This is a genomic window from bacterium (genome assembly GCA_035419245.1).
GTDB lineage: Bacteria > Zhuqueibacterota > Zhuqueibacteria > Residuimicrobiales > Residuimicrobiaceae > JAKPUX01.
The window spans coordinates 58,413-76,341 of record DAOLSP010000008.1; the positions used below are offsets into that span (position 1 = coordinate 58,413).

The following is a 17,929-nucleotide window of genomic DNA, read 5'->3' on the forward strand; positions in this document are numbered from 1 at the left end:
TTTCCTCGGAGAAGAGCACGGCAGTGTTGCAAAACGGTTCGAGCGCGATCGACCAGCACTATATGGCCCGCGCCCTGGCTTTGGCGGAGAAGGGGCGGGGGAAGGTGAGCCCCAATCCCATGGTGGGCGCCATCCTGGTCAAGGAGGGGCGGATCATCGCGGAGGGCTGGCATCAGCACCTGGGCGGAGCGCACGCCGAGATCAACGCGATCGAGCAGGCTGGCGAGGCCGCCGAGGAAGCCACGCTCTATGTCACCCTGGAGCCCTGTTGCCACCAGGGGCGGACCGGCCCCTGTGTCGAGCGGATCTTCAGCGCCGGCATCGTGCGGGTGGTCGCGGCGATGAAAGACCCCAATCCCCTGGTCAACGGCAAGGGATTCGCCTGGCTGCGCACCCGGGGGATCGAGCTGACCACCGGCGTGATGGAAGCGGAAGCCGCCGCGCTCAATGCCGGCTACTGCACCTGGATCACTCTCGGCCGTCCCCTGGTGACCCTCAAGGTCGCGCAGAGCCTCGATGGCCGCATCGCCACCAGCACCGGGCATTCCAAATGGATCTCTTCGAAGGAGAGCCGCACCGAAGCCCATCGCTTGCGTTCCCGCCATGACGCTTTGCTCATCGGCATCAACACGGTCCTTGCAGACGACCCCCAGCTGACGGTGCGCCTGGTCGAGGCGGTTTCCCCGCATCGCCTGGTCCTGGACAGCCACCTGCGCGTACCTCTGGACGCACGGATTATCGCCGATTCGATGCCGCACCGGACTACCATCGTCACCACCCCGGCGGCGTCAAAAGAAAAAATCAGCCGCATTCAGGAGAAGGGCGCAACAGTCCTGGTGCTGCCCGAGGATGAACGCGGCTGGGTGGACCAGCAGGCCCTCTGGCGTAAGCTGGCCGAGACCGGCTACACTTCGGTCCTGATCGAGGGCGGCAGTGCGGTTGCCACCGCCTGCCTTAAGACCCATGCCGTCGACCGGATCGCCCTCTTCATCGCCCCCAAGATAATCGGCAGCGGCATCGATGCCATCGGCGACCTCGGTATCCGCGCCCTCAACACCGCGATCCAGATCGAGGAGATGAAGGTCGATATCCTGCCCGTGGATATTCTCGTGCAGGGTCAAGTGCGCTATCTGGATTGAGGTACACCGTGTTCACCGGATTGATCGAAGAAATCGGCCGTGTTGCGGCCATCTCGCCGCTGGGAGAAGGCCGGCGCATCGAAATTACCGCTGCTCGGGTGCTGGAGGGTTTGGCGGCCGGCGATAGCGTCGCCGTAAACGGCGTCTGCCTGACTGTCATTGGACAAGGGGAGCGGACCTTCGCGGTGGAGGCGGTGGCTGAATCGCTGACGCGCACCACGCTGAAAAACTTGATGATCGGGGAAGAGGTCAATCTCGAGCGCGCTTTGCTCGCCACCGGCCGCCTTGGCGGCCACTTTGTTCAGGGCCATGTCGACGGTGAGGGAGAGGTGATCGCGCTCGAGCCGCGCAACCCCGGCTTCTGGCTGCGGATCCGTGTGCCGCGTGAACTGGCGCCGCTGATGGTCGAAAAGGGCTCCATCACCATCGATGGGGTCAGCCTGACGATTGCAGCGGTCGAGGGCGAGCTCATCAGCATTGCCCTGATCCCCCATTCAGCGCAGCGGACGACGCTCGGGTACAAGCGCAGCGGCAGCCGGGTGAATCTCGAAGCGGATATCATCGGTAAATATGTACAGCGCCTGCTGGCGGGGCGCGGGACAGCGCCGGGCTCGTTGACAGGCGAAAGGTTACAGGACTGGGGTTATTAGGCGGACGATATCAGGACTATGAAGGATCATTTCGTTTTTGACACTATCCCGGAGGCCATCGAGGATCTCCGCCAGGGCAAGATCATCATCGTGGTGGATGACGAGGACCGCGAGAACGAGGGCGATTTCATCATGCTTGCCGAAAAGGCGACGCCCGAAGCGGTCAATTTCATGGCCAAACACGGGCGCGGCCTGATCTGCGTGCCCATGACCCCCGAGCGGCTGCAGGAACTCGACATTTCCTACATGGTGCGCAACAATACCGCGCTGCTCGGCACCGCATTCACGGTCTCGGTGGATTACCGCCATGGCGGCGTCACCACAGGCATCTCCGCCGCCGACCGCGCCGCCACTATCCTGGCCCTCACCGATCCGGCGGTCAAGCCGGAGGACCTGGCCAAACCGGGGCACATCTTTCCCATCGCTGCGGTCAGCGGCGGTGTCCTGCGCCGCGCCGGCCATACCGAGGCGGTCGTCGACCTCGCCCGCGCCGCCGGGGCCTACCCGGCCGGTGTCCTCTGCGAGATCATGGATGAGGACGGCACCATGGCGCGCCTGCCCGCGCTCTTCAAACTGGCGCGCCAGTTCCACCTGCGCATCATCACTGTCCGTGCCATGATCGAATACCGCCGCCGTAACGAGATCCTCATCAACCGCATCGCCAGCACCGACTTTCCCACCCGATTCGGGCACTTTACCCTCCACGTCTACGAGAGCAAAGTCGATGATCATCACCACCTCGCCCTCGTCAAAGGAGAGGTGGCGGGCGAAAGTCCTGTGCTGGTCCGCGTCCACTCCCAATGCCTTACCGGCGATGTTTTTGGCTCGATGCGCTGCGATTGCGGGGAACAACTCGAATATGCCCTGCGTGAAATTGAGAAGAAGGGCCGCGGTGTCCTGCTCTATATGCGTCAGGAGGGCCGCGGCATCGGCCTCGCCAAAAAGATCATGGCCTATGCCCTACAGGACCAGGGCAAGGATACTGTCGAGGCCAATGAGGCCCTCGGCTACAAGGCCGACCTGCGCGATTACGGCATCGGCGCCCAGATCCTCTGGGACCTCGGGGTGCGCAAGATCGCGCTGCTGACCAACAATCCGAAAAAGATCATCGGCCTCAAGGGCTATGGCCTTGAAGTGGTCGAGCGCGTCCCGATCGAAGTCCAGCCCAACGCTGTCAACGGTTTTTATCTCGAGACCAAGCGCGACAAGCTCGGCCATCTCATCATGATGGACGGTGAAGAAGAAAAATAATCCTTTTTTTAGGTGAATCCCATGCCACAAGTGATCGAAGGCCAACTCTCGGCGAGCGGCAAATCGTTCGCCATCGTCGTCAGCCGCTTTAACGAACTGATCTGTAAAAAGCTCCTCGAGGGCGCGCTCGACTGCCTCAAGCGCCACGGCGGTGACCTCGACCAGGTCACCATCGTCTGGGTGCCCGGGGCGTTCGAGATCCCGATCGCGGCCAAGCGCCTCGCCCGCAGCAAACAGTACGCTGCAGTGATCTGCCTCGGTGCGGTCATCCGCGGCGCCACGCCGCACTTTGAATACATCGCCGCCGAGGTCACCAAGGGCATCGCCCAAGCCGGCATGGAGCTGGAGGTGCCGATCAGCTACGGTGTTATCACCCCGGACAACCTCGAGCAGGCCCTCGAGCGCGCCGGCACCAAGGCCGGCAACAAGGGCTGGGATGCCGCCATGAGCGCGATCGAGATGGCCGACCTCTTTGCGCATCTCAAAGGATAAGGCATGAATCGATTCTCCCGCGCTCTGCGCGTTTCGGTATTTCTGCTGCCCGGTGCCTGGAGCGTCGCACTCGCGGCGGAGTGGGAATGGCAGACCTTCACCAATGCCACCGACGTCCGCCAGATCCTCGCCGCCGATTCGCTCGTCTGGGCCGCCACCAACGGCGGCCTACTCCGCTTCAGCCCCGCCACCGGCCGCTTCACGCCCTTTGTGAACACCGACGGCCTGGCCAGCAACGACATCAAGGCGGTCGAACGCGACCAAAGCGGCCGCATCTGGATCGCTGGCGCCAACGGCGTCGTCAACGTCTATACGCCATCGTCCCGTCGCATGCAGACGATCACCGATTACCAGGGCCAGAGCATCAATGACCTGACCGCCTATGGCGACTCGATCTTTGTTTCCCTGGGCATCGGCGTCAGCCTCTTTGATATCCGCCGCTGGGAGGTCAAGGAGACCTACAAGATCGGCGAGGTCACCCGGACGCTTCTCGACGGCCGCCGCATTTGGACGGCCTGTCCGGACGGCGTGCGCACCTCCCATCTTGATCTCCCCAATTTGATGGCCCCGAGCGCCTGGACCCGCTACACCATGACCGACGGCCTGCCCCACAATCAGGCGCTCTCCCTGGCCTCCTTCGGCGGCCAGCTTTTCGTCGGGACCGCCAAGGGCCTGGGCATCTTTAACGGGACCGCCTGGCTCCCCGGCGAACTCAAGGACAACAGCATCGCCGACCTGGCGGTCTGGGAAGGGAAGCTTGCGGTCGACGCTGGATGGGCCATCGTACAGCGCAACGGCGCCAACTCGTTCACAACCCTTGGCAATGCCCTCTCCCGCGCCACCTCGCTCGGCGTGGACAGCAGCGGACGCCTTTGGGCCGGCATCTCCAGCGGTGGCCTCGCTTGGTACGATCCAGCGCACCTTCGCTGGATCTCCGAGATCCCCGACGGGCCCGCTGACAACAAGTTCACCGCCCTGGTCTTTGACCGCAGCGGCAACCTCTGGACCGCCTCCTCCAGCAGCGGCATCTCCCGATACGATGGTACGTCCTGGCGCATTTTCAACAAGAATAACGGCACCTTGCCCAGCAACGACTTTCGCACCCTCGCCGTCGATGCCCGCAATCGGGTCTGGGCCGGGAGCTGGGGCGGCGGTATCGCCATTTTCACCACCCGCGGCGACAGTATCGCCATCACCACCCTCGGCTCCAAGGACGGCCTGGCCGGCATCTCGGTCAACCCCGACTATGTGGTCATCACCAGCCTGATGAATGATGGCAAGGGCAATCTCTGGCTGCTCAACTACCAGGCGGACAATCTCCAGATCCTCGATGTCGCCGATTCCCTCGGCAACTGGCAGTACTTCACCACCCGCGACGGCATCAAGTCGAAGCTGACGACAGCCCTGGCGGCGGACCAGCACGGCCGCATCTGGGTCGGCACCCAGGATCGCGGCATCAGCGTCCTCGATCATAACGGCACCCCCTTCGACAAATCCGATGACGACCTCAGCCAGGGGTTGGGCACCGAGGACGGCCTCACCAGCCTCACCATCCGCTCCCTCGCCCAGGATGCCGATGGTGTGATGTGGATCGGCACACCTGAGGGGCTCAATTACTGGTACGAAGGGACCGTCAATCAGCGCTACCAGGTGATCAATGATGACATCAACGTCATCTCGGTCGATGTCCGCAATAACAAATGGATCGGCACCAGCGGCGGCATGAGCATGTTCGAAGCGGACGGCTACACCTGGCGCCATTTTTCCACCTCCACCAGCGCTCTGGTAAGCGACAATGTCACCTGCTTCGCCTTCAACGAGAAGACGGGACAGGTTTATATCGGCACGACCAACGGCCTCTCCCGGCTGCAAACCCCCTTCACCCGGCCGGCGGCCAACCTGAGCCGCCTCTCGGGATACCCGAACCCCTTTGTACTCGGCAACGGCAGCGCGCTTTTTTATATCGAGAACCTGGCGGACAAGGCCACGGTGCGCATCTTTACGCCCGACGGGCGTCTGGTCCGGCATCTGCCAGCCAGCCAGATCTATGGCTCGCGCACAACCTGGAACGGGCGCAATGACCGCGGCGACCTGGTCGCCAGCGGGATCTATCTCTATCTGGTCACCACAGAAGCAGGCTTGTCCGGCTCAGGCAAGGTGGCGGTGATCCATCCCTGATGAATTTCCAGGAATTTTGTTTGGTATTACAATTTCCCAAAAATCCGCTTGAAAATGACTCGCCAATTCCGTTAATTTAAGGGAATCTATCCGTTCACCAATCGGGTTGGGGAGGGCAAGGTAAGCCGCCGGCGCGGAGTTCCGGCGTAATGCATCCAGAGACCAGACGCGGGACCATGCTCACTTCTCTCTTCGCGAAAAACTATCTCTTGATCGACGAGATCCGGGTCGAGTTCAAGACGGGTCTCAATATCATCACCGGCGAGACCGGCGCGGGTAAGTCGATCCTCATCGGCGCCCTCGGCGCTCTGTTGGGCGACCGGCTCGGCAAGGAGGCGATCCGCGGCGGCGCGGAGAGAGCGGTCATCGAGGGCGAGTTCCGCATCGACCGCCTGCCGGCGATCGGGGATTTCCTGCGCGCGCAGGAAATCGAGGAGCAGGGTGGCAGCCTTCTGGTGCGGCGTGAGGTCCACAACAACGGCCGGAGCCGCTGCTTCATCAACGATACCCCGGTGCCGCTAGCGGTGCTGACGGAACTCGGGGATCTCCTGGTTGATCTGCATGGCCAGCACGAACACCAGCTCCTGCTCAAGGTCGCCAACCACGGGCCCTATCTCGACGCCTTTGCCGGACTGGACGGTGATCTGGAGGCGCTCAGGAGCGGTTACCATGAGCTGATGGCCGCAATCCGGGCCCTGGTTTCAGCCGAAGAGCAGGCCGCCGAGCTCGCCCGCAGCCGTGATTACAAGGCCTTTCAGCTCCAGGAGATTAAGGCCGTGGCCCCGGCGGCGGGCGAAGAGGAGCAGCTGCTTGCCGATGAGCAGATCCTCAAGAACGCCGAACTTTTATTTGAGCGCACCGCCCGTCTCTTCACCCGGCTCTATGAATCGGAAGGCTCAGCGGCGGAGATTCTCACCGCGGCGGTCGCTGATCTCGGGCAACTCGCGGCCATCGATCCGCTCTTCGACTCGATGCGCACCGACAGCCAGAGCGCGCTCATCCTCATCGAAGAGCTGGCCAAGGGCGTTCAGCATTACAATCAAGCCATCTCCTTCGATCCCGAGCGGCTCGAAAAGGTGCGGCAGCGCCTCGCCCTGCTGACCGCGCTCAAGCGCAAGCATGGCGGCACCCTCGAGGAGGTGATCGCCCTGGGCCAAAAGCTGGAGGAGGAACTGGCGCTGGTCGACAACCTCGATGCGACGTTGGCGCAACTGACACGGCAGCGCGAGGAGGTGCGCGCCCGGCTCGCCGCCCTCAATGCGGCGCTCTCGGTCCGGCGCCAGGAGGCCGCACAGGATTTTTCCACGAGGGTCGCTGCGGCCCTGGCGCAGCTGGGCATGCCGCGGGCGCAGTTCTCGGTGGCCCAATACAGTACGCCCGCCGCCGATGAACCCTGGGTCCTTTTAGCGGGCGAAAAGATGCGCATCGGGCCGCGCGGTAGCGATCACATCGAGTTCCTCCTCTCCGCCAACGCGGGCGAGGAGGCCAAGCCTTTGGCTGCCGTCGCTTCCGGAGGAGAGATCTCGCGCGTGATGCTCGCCCTCAAGAGCCTGCTGGCTGAAAACGATCGCATCCCGGTGCTGATCTTTGACGAAATCGATATCGGCATCAGCGGGCGTATCGCCCAAGCGGTCGGCCGCAGTCTCAAAGAACTGGCGGCGAGCCACCAGGTCCTGTGTATCACCCATCTGCCGCAGATTGCCAGCATGGCCGATTGGCATCTGCTGGTCGAAAAGCAGGGTGACGACCGTTCGACGCGCACGACGATCCGGCCGCTTTCAGAGGAGGAGCGCATCGCCCAGGTCGCAGCCCTGATTGGCGGCGATGTGGTGACCGCGGCGCATCTGCAAAGCGCCAGCGAACTCATCGCGGCCGGCAGCGCCGGAGTGTGACCACCTGCAGGGGCGCGGTGGTGTAGGCAAGTGGGTTGAGGTGGGGATTCGGAGCATCCACGGTTCGCAACGCAAGGAGTGAAGAGATCAGGCAGCCGATCTACCTTAACTGACAGGCATCCAAGCAGCGAGGTTCTCATGAAAAGCTATTCCCGTTCTGTCTGGGCGGTGGTCATCGCCCTGGTGATCATTTTCGTTGGCCTTTTTCTGGTGTGTGCCCAGCGCCGTGGTACGGTGGCCGGCGGTGAAGACATGGCCAACAACGACGACCAGTTCCGTCAGGAACTGCTGCAGTTACTCGACCTGACCGAGGGCGAAGGGGGCAACAATTCGACCAGCGACGCTCTAGCGTCGGGCAATACCGACAGTACGGCGGATGCCAGCAACCTCGCCCTCTCCGATGATGAGATGCTGGCTCTTCTCGGCGCCGAGAACGAAACCGGCAACGAAGCGGCCGCGGCCAACAGGGAGAGCGCCACGCCAAAGAAAGAATCCGCTGCAGGTGGTAAAACCGCTTCCAGAGGCGAGGGCCTCCTCGAGACCAAGCCGTCGACTACCCCGGGCACAATGGGCTTGACACCCGAGATGTTCATCAAGATACGCTCCGACATCAGCCGCCTTGAGGCCGCTCTCGAACAGCGGAGCGCCACGGTCGACAGTCTGCAAAACATCATCACTAACCGCAATGCCCGGCTGCAGGAACTCGAGGCCCAGAGGAGCAAACGCGCCGCGGTGACGCCGGTGGTGACGGCCAAAACCATCAAAAAAACCGCTCGTGCCGCCGCCAGCAGCAGCGCTTTCGACACCGCCTATGAAGACGCCCGCAGCCTCTTCGAAGCCCACAAATATCAGGCAGCGATCGATGCCTTTTCGCGGCTGCTGGCTGATTATCCCGACCACACCATGGCGGATAACTGCCAGTACTGGATCGGGGAGTGCTACTTTGGCATGCGGGAGTACCAGAAGGCCATCGTCGAATTCCAGAAGGTTTTCGCCTTCTCTGAGACGGATAAGCATGATGACGCCCAGCTGATGATCGGCCTCTCCTACGTGCGCAGCAACCAGGCGGATTTAGCCCAGAAGGCCTTCGGCACTTTCCTCGACACCTATTCCGGAAGCGAGTATACTTCGGTCGCGAGACGCTATTACCGTTCCATTTAACCAAGAGTCCCTGCGTGAGCCGGTTTGTCCATCTCCACAACCATTCCCATTACAGCCTCCTCGACGGGGCATGCCGCATCGAAGATCTTGTGGAGCGTGCAGGCCAATTCGGCATGCCGGCTATCGCGCTGACCGACCACGGCTGCATGCACGGGGTGATCAGCTTTTATAAAAAATGCAGCAAGGCCGGTATCAAACCGCTGATCGGTTCCGAGGTTTACGTCGCGCCGGGGAGCCGGATGGAGAAACAACCGGATCCCGGCACCGGCGGAACCGCCTTTCATCTGGTGCTGATCTGCAAGGATATGACCGGCTACCGCAACCTGATGAAGCTGGTTTCCGCAGGGTACCTCGACGGATTCTATTACAAGCCGCGCATCGATCGCGCCCTGCTGCGTCAGCACCATGAGGGGCTGATTGCCCTCAGCGCCTGTCTCAAGGGGGAGGTCAGCCAGCGGCTGCTGCGCGAGAGCGAAGAGCGCAGCCGTGAAACAGCCGCCGAGTATCGCGAACTCTTCGGCGATGATTTCTACCTCGAGGTTCAGAATCACGGCATCCCCGAGGAGGAGACTGCCCGCAACGCCATCTATACCATGGCGCGTGACTTGAATATCAAGGTGGTCGCCACCAACGATATTCATTATCTCAAGCGGGAGCACGCCGAAGCCCACGATATCCTTCTCTGCCTGCAAACCGGCAAGGATCTCGAAGATACCACCCGCATGCGCTACAACACGCGGGAGCTCTTTTTCAAGAGCGAGGAGGAGATGGCCGAAGCCTTCCCCGGCCATCCCGAGGTCCTGCTCAACACCCTGGAAGTCGCTGAGAAATGCGATCTTCATCTCGACTCCCGGACCTTCCATCTGCCGGTCTTCCAGCTGCCGCCGGAACATGCCGGCAAGGATCTGGATGCCTATCTTGCCGAGGTGGCCTGGGCCGGCCTGCGCGAGCGCTACGCCACGGTCACCCCGGAGTTGGAACAACGTCTCCAATATGAGCTCGACATGATCCGGCAGATGGGCTACGCCGGCTACTTTCTGATCACCGCCGACTTTATCAACTATGCCCGCAGCCAGCGGATCCCCGTCGGACCCGGCCGCGGCTCGGCCGCCGGCAGCCTGGTAGCCTACGTTCTCAAAATTACCAGCCTCGATCCGATCCGCTATGACCTGATCTTCGAGCGCTTCCTCAATCCCGAGCGCATCTCGATGCCCGATATCGACATCGATTTTTGCTACGAGCGCCGCGAGGAGGTGATCCGGTACGTCAAGGAAAAATACGGCTACAACAACGTCTGTCAGATCATCACCTTCGGTACCATGGCTGCGCGCGCGGTGATCCGCGATGTCGGCCGCGTTCTCAAGATGAACTATTCGGAGGTGGACCGCATCGCCAAGCTGGTGCCGGAACAGCTCAAGATCAAACTTGAGGAGGCGATCAAGAATGTCGCCGAACTGCGGCAGATTGCGGAAAAAGATGAGACCGGCCGCCGTCTGATCGAACACGCCCTGGTGCTCGAGGGGTTGGCGCGGCACGCCTCGACCCATGCCGCCGGCGTGGTCATCACCCCCGAGGAGCTCACCAACTATGTCCCCCTCTACAAGACCAAGGAGGGTGACATCACCACCCAGTACGACATGAAGTCGCTGGAGGAGGTGGGGCTGCTCAAGATGGATTTTCTCGGCCTGCGCACTCTGACGGTCATTCAAAAGACGGTCGATGCGGTGGCGGCGCGCGGCATCTCGCTCGACATCGACACCCTGCCGCTCGATGATCCCAAGGTCTATGAGGTCTTCGCCCGCGGCGAGACCATCGGCCTCTTCCAGTTTGAAAGCTCCGGCATGCAGGAGTACCTGAAAAAACTCAAGCCGACCTGCCTCGAGGATCTCATCGCCATGAACGCCCTCTACCGGCCGGGGCCGATGGATTATATCGATGATTTTATCCGCGGCAAGCGCGATGCTGCTTCAGTCAGTTATCTGCATCCCTTGTTGCGGCCGTTGCTGGAGGAGACCAACGGCATTGCGATCTACCAGGAACAGGTGATCAAGATGGCGACCGAGGTCGGCGGCTTTTCGCTCGGCAATGCCGATTTGCTCCGCCGTGCCATGGGTAAAAAGGATCTCGAGATCATGGCCCGGGAACGCATCCATTTCATCGAGGGGGCGAAACAGCACGGCGTCGAGGACAAGGTCGCCGACGAGATCTATGACATGATGGCCAAATTCGCCGGTTATGGTTTCAACAAATCTCACGCCGCCTGTTATTCACTGGTGGCGTACCAGACCGGCTATCTAAAGGTTTATTACCCGGCCGAATTCATGGCTGCGAACCTCAGCAGCGAAATGAGCAGCACGGCGCGGGTCGTCGTGCTGCTGGAAGAGTGCCGCCGCATGGGCCTTGAGGTGCTGCCGCCCGACGTCAACGAAAGTCTCGCGGATTTCGTCGTCGTCGAGGGCCGCATCCGCTTCGGCCTCGGGGCGGTCAAGAATGTCGGCCGCGGCGCCATCGAGGCCATCGTTGCGGGACGGAAGCAGAAGGGCCGTTTCCGAACCCTGATCGATCTCGCCTGCGCTATCGATCTTCAGGCGGTGAATAAAAAGGTCTTTGAGAGCCTGATTCAAGCCGGGGCGATGGACAGCCTCGAGGGCACCCGCGCCCAGAAGATGGCCGGCCTCGAGGAGGCGATCCTCTATGCCCAGGGTCTTAAGCAGCGCGCGGCCACCGGACAGTTCTCGATGTTCGACGGCGCCGACAATACCGCCGAGGAACAGGATCAGCTCCGTCCCAGCCTTCCACGGGTCGAAGCGTGGTCCGAGAGCGACGCCCTCAACCGCGAAAAGGCGATGCTCGGCTTTTATCTCTCGGGCCATCCCCTTGACCGCTTTCGCGAAGACATCGGCGCGCTCGCCAGCGTCCCGCTCGCTGACGCCGGCGAGTGCCGCGATAACAGCAAAGTGCGCCTCTGCGGCCTCATTAGCGAGGTCAAGACTCTGGTGGACCGCCAGAAACGCCCCATGGCCTTTTTCAAGCTCGAGGACTTTACCGGCACAGTCGAAGGCCTGACCTTTGCGGATGTCTTCGACCGGTGCCGCAATGCCATTGCGGTGGACCGGATCGTCATGGCCCTCGGCAAGATCAGCACGCACGAAGGGGAGGCCCCCAAGCTCATTGTCGAGGAAGTCATCCCGCTCGAGGAGGCGCGCACCCGCTATACCAAAAGTCTTTTCCTCTCCCTCGATGCCCGTTCGTCCGATCCGGCCTTGCTCAACGAGCTGAAACAGACCCTGGAGGAGTTCCGCGGCACTGTGCCGCTCTTCCTGCGGTTGCACGGCGTTGATACACGGGACTATTTCCTGCGCTCGCGTTCGATCGCCGTCACCCCAAGTCTGACGCTGCTCGACCGCCTGCGGGCGCGCGTCGGCCGGGAAAACGTCTGGGTGGGGGCCTGATCTGGCGGCGGCGAAAAAAATAACCGACATCGAGATCTGCCGTCGCCTTGCCACCCTGGTGGACGCCGCACAGCTGGGGCTCGAGGAGCCTGAGTGGCGCGCCTTTTGCATCCGCCTCGAGCGGGCACTGGCGCCGGCAGCGGGGGAGGCGGGCGCCCTGACGATCAACATCGATGGGGCCGCACGCGGCAATCCCGGCCCTGCAGCCTACGGCGTCATCGTGGCCGACAACGCCGGCCTTACTCTGCACGAGGAAGGAAGCCGGATCGGCCAGACCACCAATAATGTCGCAGAATACCGCGCCCTGATCCGGGCCATGGAGATCGCCCGAACCCTCGGTGCCCGCTCGCTGCAGATCCGCAGCGACAGCGAACTGCTGGTCCGGCAGATGAACGGCCTCTACCGCGTCAAGCACGAGCAGCTGCTGCCGCTCTTCCTGCAGGCGCGCGAACTGTGCCGTGGTTTTGACGCCGTTGAAATCCTGCATGTGCCGCGCAGCCAAAATCGCCGCGCCGATCAGCTGGCCAACCTGGCGCTCGATGCCCCGGATCCCGGGCAATAGACCTTCCGCTCCGTGCCGCCCTCCCGATGCGGCTTTTGCCATTCCCTTATCAAGACATGACCTGGATTGCAATGATGGAACCCAAAAAACTCAAGGCAAGACTGGAACTCGAAGACGGCTCGGTTTTTCACGGCTTTTCCTTCGCCGCGCAACGCTCCGTCGCCGGCGAGGTGGTCTTTAATACCAGCATGGTTGGCTATCCCGAGAGCCTTACCGACCCTTCCTATCACGGCCAGATCCTGGTACTGACCTATCCCCTGATCGGGAATTATGGCGTGCCCGGAAGCGCCATCATCGATGGCCTTGAACAGAATTTCGAATCGGACCGCATTCATATTCAGGGACTGATTGTCTCCGAATACTCCTTCGATCACAGCCACTGGAATGCCCGCTGCAGTCTGGGTGAGTGGCTGAGCGCGAGCCAGGTTCCGGCGCTCTACGGGATCGACACGCGCGCCCTCACCAAACGGCTGCGCGATGAGGGGACCATGCTCGGCCGTATCGTTTTCTTCGCCGAGGAGCAGAACTTTTACGATCCCAACAAGACCAACCTGGTCGCCGAGGTGAGCACGGACAGCGTGGTGGAGTATGGCGAAGGCAGCAAGATCGTGATCCTCGTCGACTGCGGTGCCAAGTACAACATCATCCGCAGCCTGACGCGCCTCGGTCTCAAGGTGCGCGTGGTGCCCTGGAATTATGATTTCAGCGAAGAACCCTTTGATGGTGTGATGATCTCCAACGGCCCCGGTGATCCCAAGACCTGCAGCGAGACCGTCCAGATCATCCGCAAGGTGATGGCGCAGAACCATCCCATTTTCGGCATTTGCATGGGCAACCAGATCCTCGCCCTCGCCGCCGGGGCCGACACCTACAAGCTCAAGTTCGGCCACCGCAGTCAGAACCAGCCTTGCGTCGAGGTGGGCACAAAACGTTGCTACATTACCTCGCAGAACCACGGTTTCGCCGTGGACGGCCGCACCCTGCCGCCCGGTTGGGAACCCTGGTTTACGAATGCCAATGACGGCACCAACGAAGGGATTCGCCACACCTCCAAACCGTTCATGAGCGTGCAATTCCATCCCGAGGCAGCGCCCGGGCCGGTCGATACGATGCTGCTGTTCGAAGATTTTAGCAGGATGCTATAATGACTGAGAAAGTGATCATATTGGGAAGTTCCGCTCTCAAGATCGGCGAGGCGGGCGAGTTCGACTATTCCGGCAGCCAGGCGATCAAAGCGCTCAAAGAGGAAGGGATCCGCACCATTCTGGTCAATCCCAATATCGCCACCATCCAAACCTCCGAGCATCTGGCCGACGAGGTCTATTTCCTGCCGGTGACGCCCTATTTTGTCGAACAGGTGATCAAGAAGGAAAAACCCGACGGGATCCTCCTCAGCTTCGGCGGCCAGACGGCTCTCAACTGTGGCGTAGCCCTGGAGCGGGAGGGGGTGCTGCGCCGCTACGGTGTCGCCGTGCTGGGCACGCCGGTCGAAGCGATCATGAACACCGAGGACCGCGATCTTTTTACCGCTAAGCTGCGCCAGATCGACGTCAAAACGCCACGCAGCCAGGCGGTCACCTCGGTCGATGAGGCGGTGCGGGTGGCGGCCGAAATCGGCTACCCGGTGATGATCCGAATAGCCTACGCGCTCGGCGGCCTCGGCTCCGGCATCTGCCGAAGCGTCGAGGAGGTGCGTGAGCGGGCACAGAAGGCCTTCTCCTACACCCGGCAAATCCTGGTCGAGGAGTACCTTCTCGGCTGGAAGGAGATCGAGTACGAGATCGTCCGCGACCAGTTCGACAATTGCCTCTCGGTCTGCAATATGGAAAATTTCGATCCCATGGGCATCCATACCGGCGAGAGCATCGTCGTCGCCCCGAGCCAGACCCTGACCAGTCGCGAGTATCACCTGCTACGCGAGATCGCCATCCGCACGGTGCGTCATCTCGGCATCATCGGCGAGTGCAACATCCAGTACGCACTCGAGCCCGACTCCGAGGACTATCGGGTCATCGAGATCAACGCGCGTTTGTCGCGCAGCTCCGCCCTCGCCTCCAAGGCGACCGGTTACCCTCTGGCTGCGGTCGCGGCCAAACTGGCTCTCGGCCACAGCCTCATCGATCTCCCCAACTCGGTCACCCGGGTCACCAAAGCGAGCTTCGAGCCCGCCCTCGACTATGTGGTGGTCAAGATCCCACGCTGGGATCTGAAAAAGTTCCGCCAGGTCTCCAAGAAGCTTGGTTCGGCGATGAAATCGGTGGGCGAAATCATGGCCATCGGCCGCAAGTTCGAAGAGGCCCTGCAGAAGGGGCTGCGCATGCTCGAGATCGGCTTCGACGGCGTGGTCCTCAACCGCCCCTTCGAGATCGGTGACCTGCGCGAGGAACTGGCCGCGCCGACCGATCTCCGCATCTTCGCCATCCCCCAGGCCATGGAAGAGGGCATGAGCATCGACGAGATCCACACCCTCACCCACATCGACCGCTGGTTTCTCTACAAGATTGCCAACATCGTCGCGATGAAAAAACGTCTCACCGAGGTCGGCGAGCAGCGGTGTCCGCGCGATATCCTGCTCGAGGCCAAGCAGCTCGGGTTTTCCGACGCCCAGATCGGCTGCGCTCTCGGCCAGAGCGAGGAGGCGACCCGGACGCTGCGCAAGGCTTACGGCCTGGCCCCCTGCGTCAAGCAGATCGATACCCTCGCCGCCGAGTATCCGGCGCAGACCAACTATCTTTACCTGACCTACAACGGCCAGGAGGATGATGTCACCTTCAATGCCCGCAACGCGGTGATGGTCCTCGGGAGCGGCGCCTACCGCATCGGCAGTTCCGTCGAGTTTGACTGGTGCTGCGTTAATTCGGTCATGACTCTAAAGCAGTTGAACTATCAGACCATTATGGTCAACTACAATCCCGAGACGGTCAGCACCGACTATGATGTTTGCGACAAGCTCTATTTCGACGAGCTCAGTTTTGAAGCGGTCAGTGATATCTACGAGAAGGAAAAACCGCTGGGGGTCATCATTTCGATGGGCGGGCAGATCCCCAACAACCTGGCGCTGCGCCTGCACCGGGCCGGAGTCCGGGTGCTCGGCACCTCGGCGATGAGCATTGACAGCGCCGAGGACCGCCACAAGTTCTCGAAACTGCTCGACGAGCTCCACATTGATCAGCCCGCCTGGGCGGAATTGACCTCGATCGAACGGGCGATCACCTTCGCCGCCGAGGTGGGCTATCCGGTGCTCGTGCGGCCCTCCTACGTGCTCAGCGGCGCGGCGATGAGCGTCGCCTCCACGGACGCCGAACTCGAGCGCTTTCTCAACAAGGCGGCGGATATCTCCGCTGACCATCCGGTGGTCATCTCCAAGTTCATCGAGAACGCCAAGGAGATCGAGATCGATGCGGTGGGGCAAGAGGGGGAGCTGCTGGTCTACGCCATCAGCGAACATGTCGAGAATGCCGGCGTCCATTCCGGCGATGCCACCATCGTCCTGCCGCCGCAGCGCACCTTTCTGGAGACGACACGCCGCATCAAAAAGATCGCCCGCGAGATTGCGGCGGCGCTCAAGATCAACGGCCCCTTCAACATCCAGTTCGTCGCCAAGGACAATGAGGTCAAGGTGATCGAATGCAACCTGCGCGCCTCGCGCAGTTTTCCCTTCGTCTCCAAGATCTTCGATATCAATTTCATTGATGTCGCGACGCGGGTGATCATGGGGCATCATCCGCCGCGGATCGACCGCTCCGCCTTCGATCTCGAATATGTCGGGGTCAAGGCGCCGCAGTTTTCGTTCACCCGTCTCAGCGGCGCCGATCCGACCGTCGGCGTCGAAATGGCCTCCACCGGTGAAGTGGCCTGCCTGGGCGATGATTTTGACGAGGCCTTTCTGCTCGCGCTGCTCTCGGTGGGCTACCGCCTGCCTATCCGCACTGTGTTGCTTTCCACCGGTCCGATCGAGAGCAAGGTGGAGTTCCTCGGCGCCACCCGCAAACTGCATGAGATGGGGATCCAATTCTATGCCACCGGCGGAACGGCGCGGTTTATGCAGGAGAACGGCATCCCGGCGATGACCCTGCACTGGCCGCTCTCGGAGAAGAAACCAGGTGTCCTCGACTATATCAGCGAGCGCAAGATCGATCTGGTCATCAATATCCCGAAAAATTTCCAGGAAGAGGAACTGACCAACGATTATATGATCCGCCGGGCGGCAGTCGATTTCGCGATTCCGCTCTTCACCAACATGCAGCTGGCGCGGCGTTTCGTCGAAGCCTTGAGCCGCAAGACGATCAAGGAACTGCAGATCAAGAGCTGGCGCGAATACCTCCATTAGCTGTGCCGGCCGGCACAGGACGGCGAAAAAAGTCTTGCGCATGACCGGAAATATATCTAAAATTCGCAGCGAATCATCTCATGAGGAGGAGAAGGCTATGGGCGGTGTGCAGCGAATTATGGTGATCGTGCTGTTGGGGCTTTGTGCGAGTGCCTGGGCGCTCCAGGAGACCCCAGCCAGGCGAACGCTGGCGGTGCTCGATTTTGAGAACAACAGCCTCAAGAACAAGGAGGAACTCGAACCCCTCTGCAAGGGGCTCTCCGACATGTTCATCACCGAGTTGAGCAAGGTGCAGGAGTTTCAAATCGTCGAGCGCGCCAATTTACAGCAGATCCTTGAGGAGATGAAGCTGGGTCAGTCGGGCATGATCGAATCCTCCGCCGCCCAGGAGGTGGGCAAAATGCTCGGGGCGCAAAATCTCATCCTCGGCTCCTTTATGATGATGCTCGACGGCAAGATGCGGATCGACGCCCGCCTGGTCGAGGTCGAGAGCGGCAAGACGCTCATGGCGGAGGAGGAGACCGGATCCCCTAACGATCTCTCGAAAATGGTGACCAATCTGGTGGGCAAGAACATCCGCCGCATGAACATCCGGCTCTCCGGCGAGGAGAGCAAGGCCCTGCGGGAAACGGACAACAAATCGTTTGATGCGGCGCTACTCTTTGCGCGTGGCATCGATTTTGAAGAGAAGGGTAACCTGGCCGAGGCGCGCCGGTGCTATCTCCAGGCGCTCAAGCTCAATCCCAAATTTCGCCGCGCTCGCGCCCGTTTGCTCGCCTTGCGCAAGGGGAACTAGACCGCCTGCTGCATCAAAACAATCAG

Annotated in this window: 12 protein-coding genes; all 12 read left to right on the forward strand. The window is 61.4% G+C overall.

Annotation, left to right across the window (positions count from 1 at the left end; translation table 11 throughout):
- Positions 1-23: 23 nt before the first annotated feature.
- Complete coding sequence (gene ribD / locus PLH32_11220) at positions 24-1,139, forward strand: bifunctional diaminohydroxyphosphoribosylaminopyrimidine deaminase/5-amino-6-(5-phosphoribosylamino)uracil reductase RibD (protein HQJ65172.1); 1,116 nt, start codon at positions 24-26, stop codon at positions 1,137-1,139.
- An 8-nt stretch (positions 1,140-1,147) separates the two neighbouring features.
- Positions 1,148-1,789, forward strand: coding sequence for a riboflavin synthase (locus PLH32_11225; GenBank protein HQJ65173.1), 642 nt, complete (start codon positions 1,148-1,150; stop codon positions 1,787-1,789).
- A gap of 18 nt (positions 1,790-1,807) precedes the next feature.
- On the forward strand, positions 1,808-3,040 hold the full coding sequence (locus PLH32_11230; GenBank protein ID HQJ65174.1) for a bifunctional 3,4-dihydroxy-2-butanone-4-phosphate synthase/GTP cyclohydrolase II: 1,233 nt from the start codon (positions 1,808-1,810) through the stop codon (positions 3,038-3,040).
- 21 nt (positions 3,041-3,061) lie between these two features.
- Positions 3,062-3,532, forward strand: coding sequence for a 6,7-dimethyl-8-ribityllumazine synthase (gene ribE / locus PLH32_11235; GenBank protein HQJ65175.1), 471 nt, complete (start codon positions 3,062-3,064; stop codon positions 3,530-3,532).
- 3 nt (positions 3,533-3,535) lie between these two features.
- Positions 3,536-5,710: a two-component regulator propeller domain-containing protein gene (locus PLH32_11240; protein ID HQJ65176.1), complete on the forward strand. Its 2,175-nt coding sequence runs from the start codon at positions 3,536-3,538 to the stop codon at positions 5,708-5,710.
- A gap of 149 nt (positions 5,711-5,859) precedes the next feature.
- Positions 5,860-7,602: a DNA repair protein RecN gene (recN, locus tag PLH32_11245; GenBank protein ID HQJ65177.1), complete on the forward strand. Its 1,743-nt coding sequence runs from the start codon at positions 5,860-5,862 to the stop codon at positions 7,600-7,602.
- A gap of 138 nt (positions 7,603-7,740) precedes the next feature.
- A complete protein-coding gene (locus PLH32_11250) occupies positions 7,741-8,763 on the forward strand; it encodes a tetratricopeptide repeat protein (protein ID HQJ65178.1) in 1,023 nt (340 codons plus the stop codon).
- 14 nt (positions 8,764-8,777) lie between these two features.
- A complete protein-coding gene (locus tag PLH32_11255; protein HQJ65179.1) occupies positions 8,778-12,215 on the forward strand; it encodes a DNA polymerase III subunit alpha in 3,438 nt (1,145 codons plus the stop codon).
- 58 nt (positions 12,216-12,273) lie between these two features.
- Entirely contained in the window at positions 12,274-12,777 is a 504-nt protein-coding gene (locus PLH32_11260; protein ID HQJ65180.1) for a ribonuclease HI family protein, read from the forward strand.
- A gap of 74 nt (positions 12,778-12,851) precedes the next feature.
- A complete protein-coding gene (gene carA, locus PLH32_11265) occupies positions 12,852-13,922 on the forward strand; it encodes a glutamine-hydrolyzing carbamoyl-phosphate synthase small subunit (GenBank protein ID HQJ65181.1) in 1,071 nt (356 codons plus the stop codon).
- Positions 13,922-17,107 carry a carbamoyl-phosphate synthase (glutamine-hydrolyzing) large subunit gene (gene carB, locus PLH32_11270; GenBank protein HQJ65182.1) on the forward strand — a complete coding sequence of 1,062 codons (3,186 nt, stop codon included), beginning with the start codon at positions 13,922-13,924 and terminating at the stop codon, positions 17,105-17,107. Before carA ends, carB begins: the two co-directional genes overlap by 1 nt.
- A 97-nt stretch (positions 17,108-17,204) precedes the next feature.
- Entirely contained in the window at positions 17,205-17,903 is a 699-nt protein-coding gene (locus PLH32_11275) for a CsgG/HfaB family protein (protein HQJ65183.1), read from the forward strand.
- Positions 17,904-17,929 lie beyond the last annotated feature (26 nt).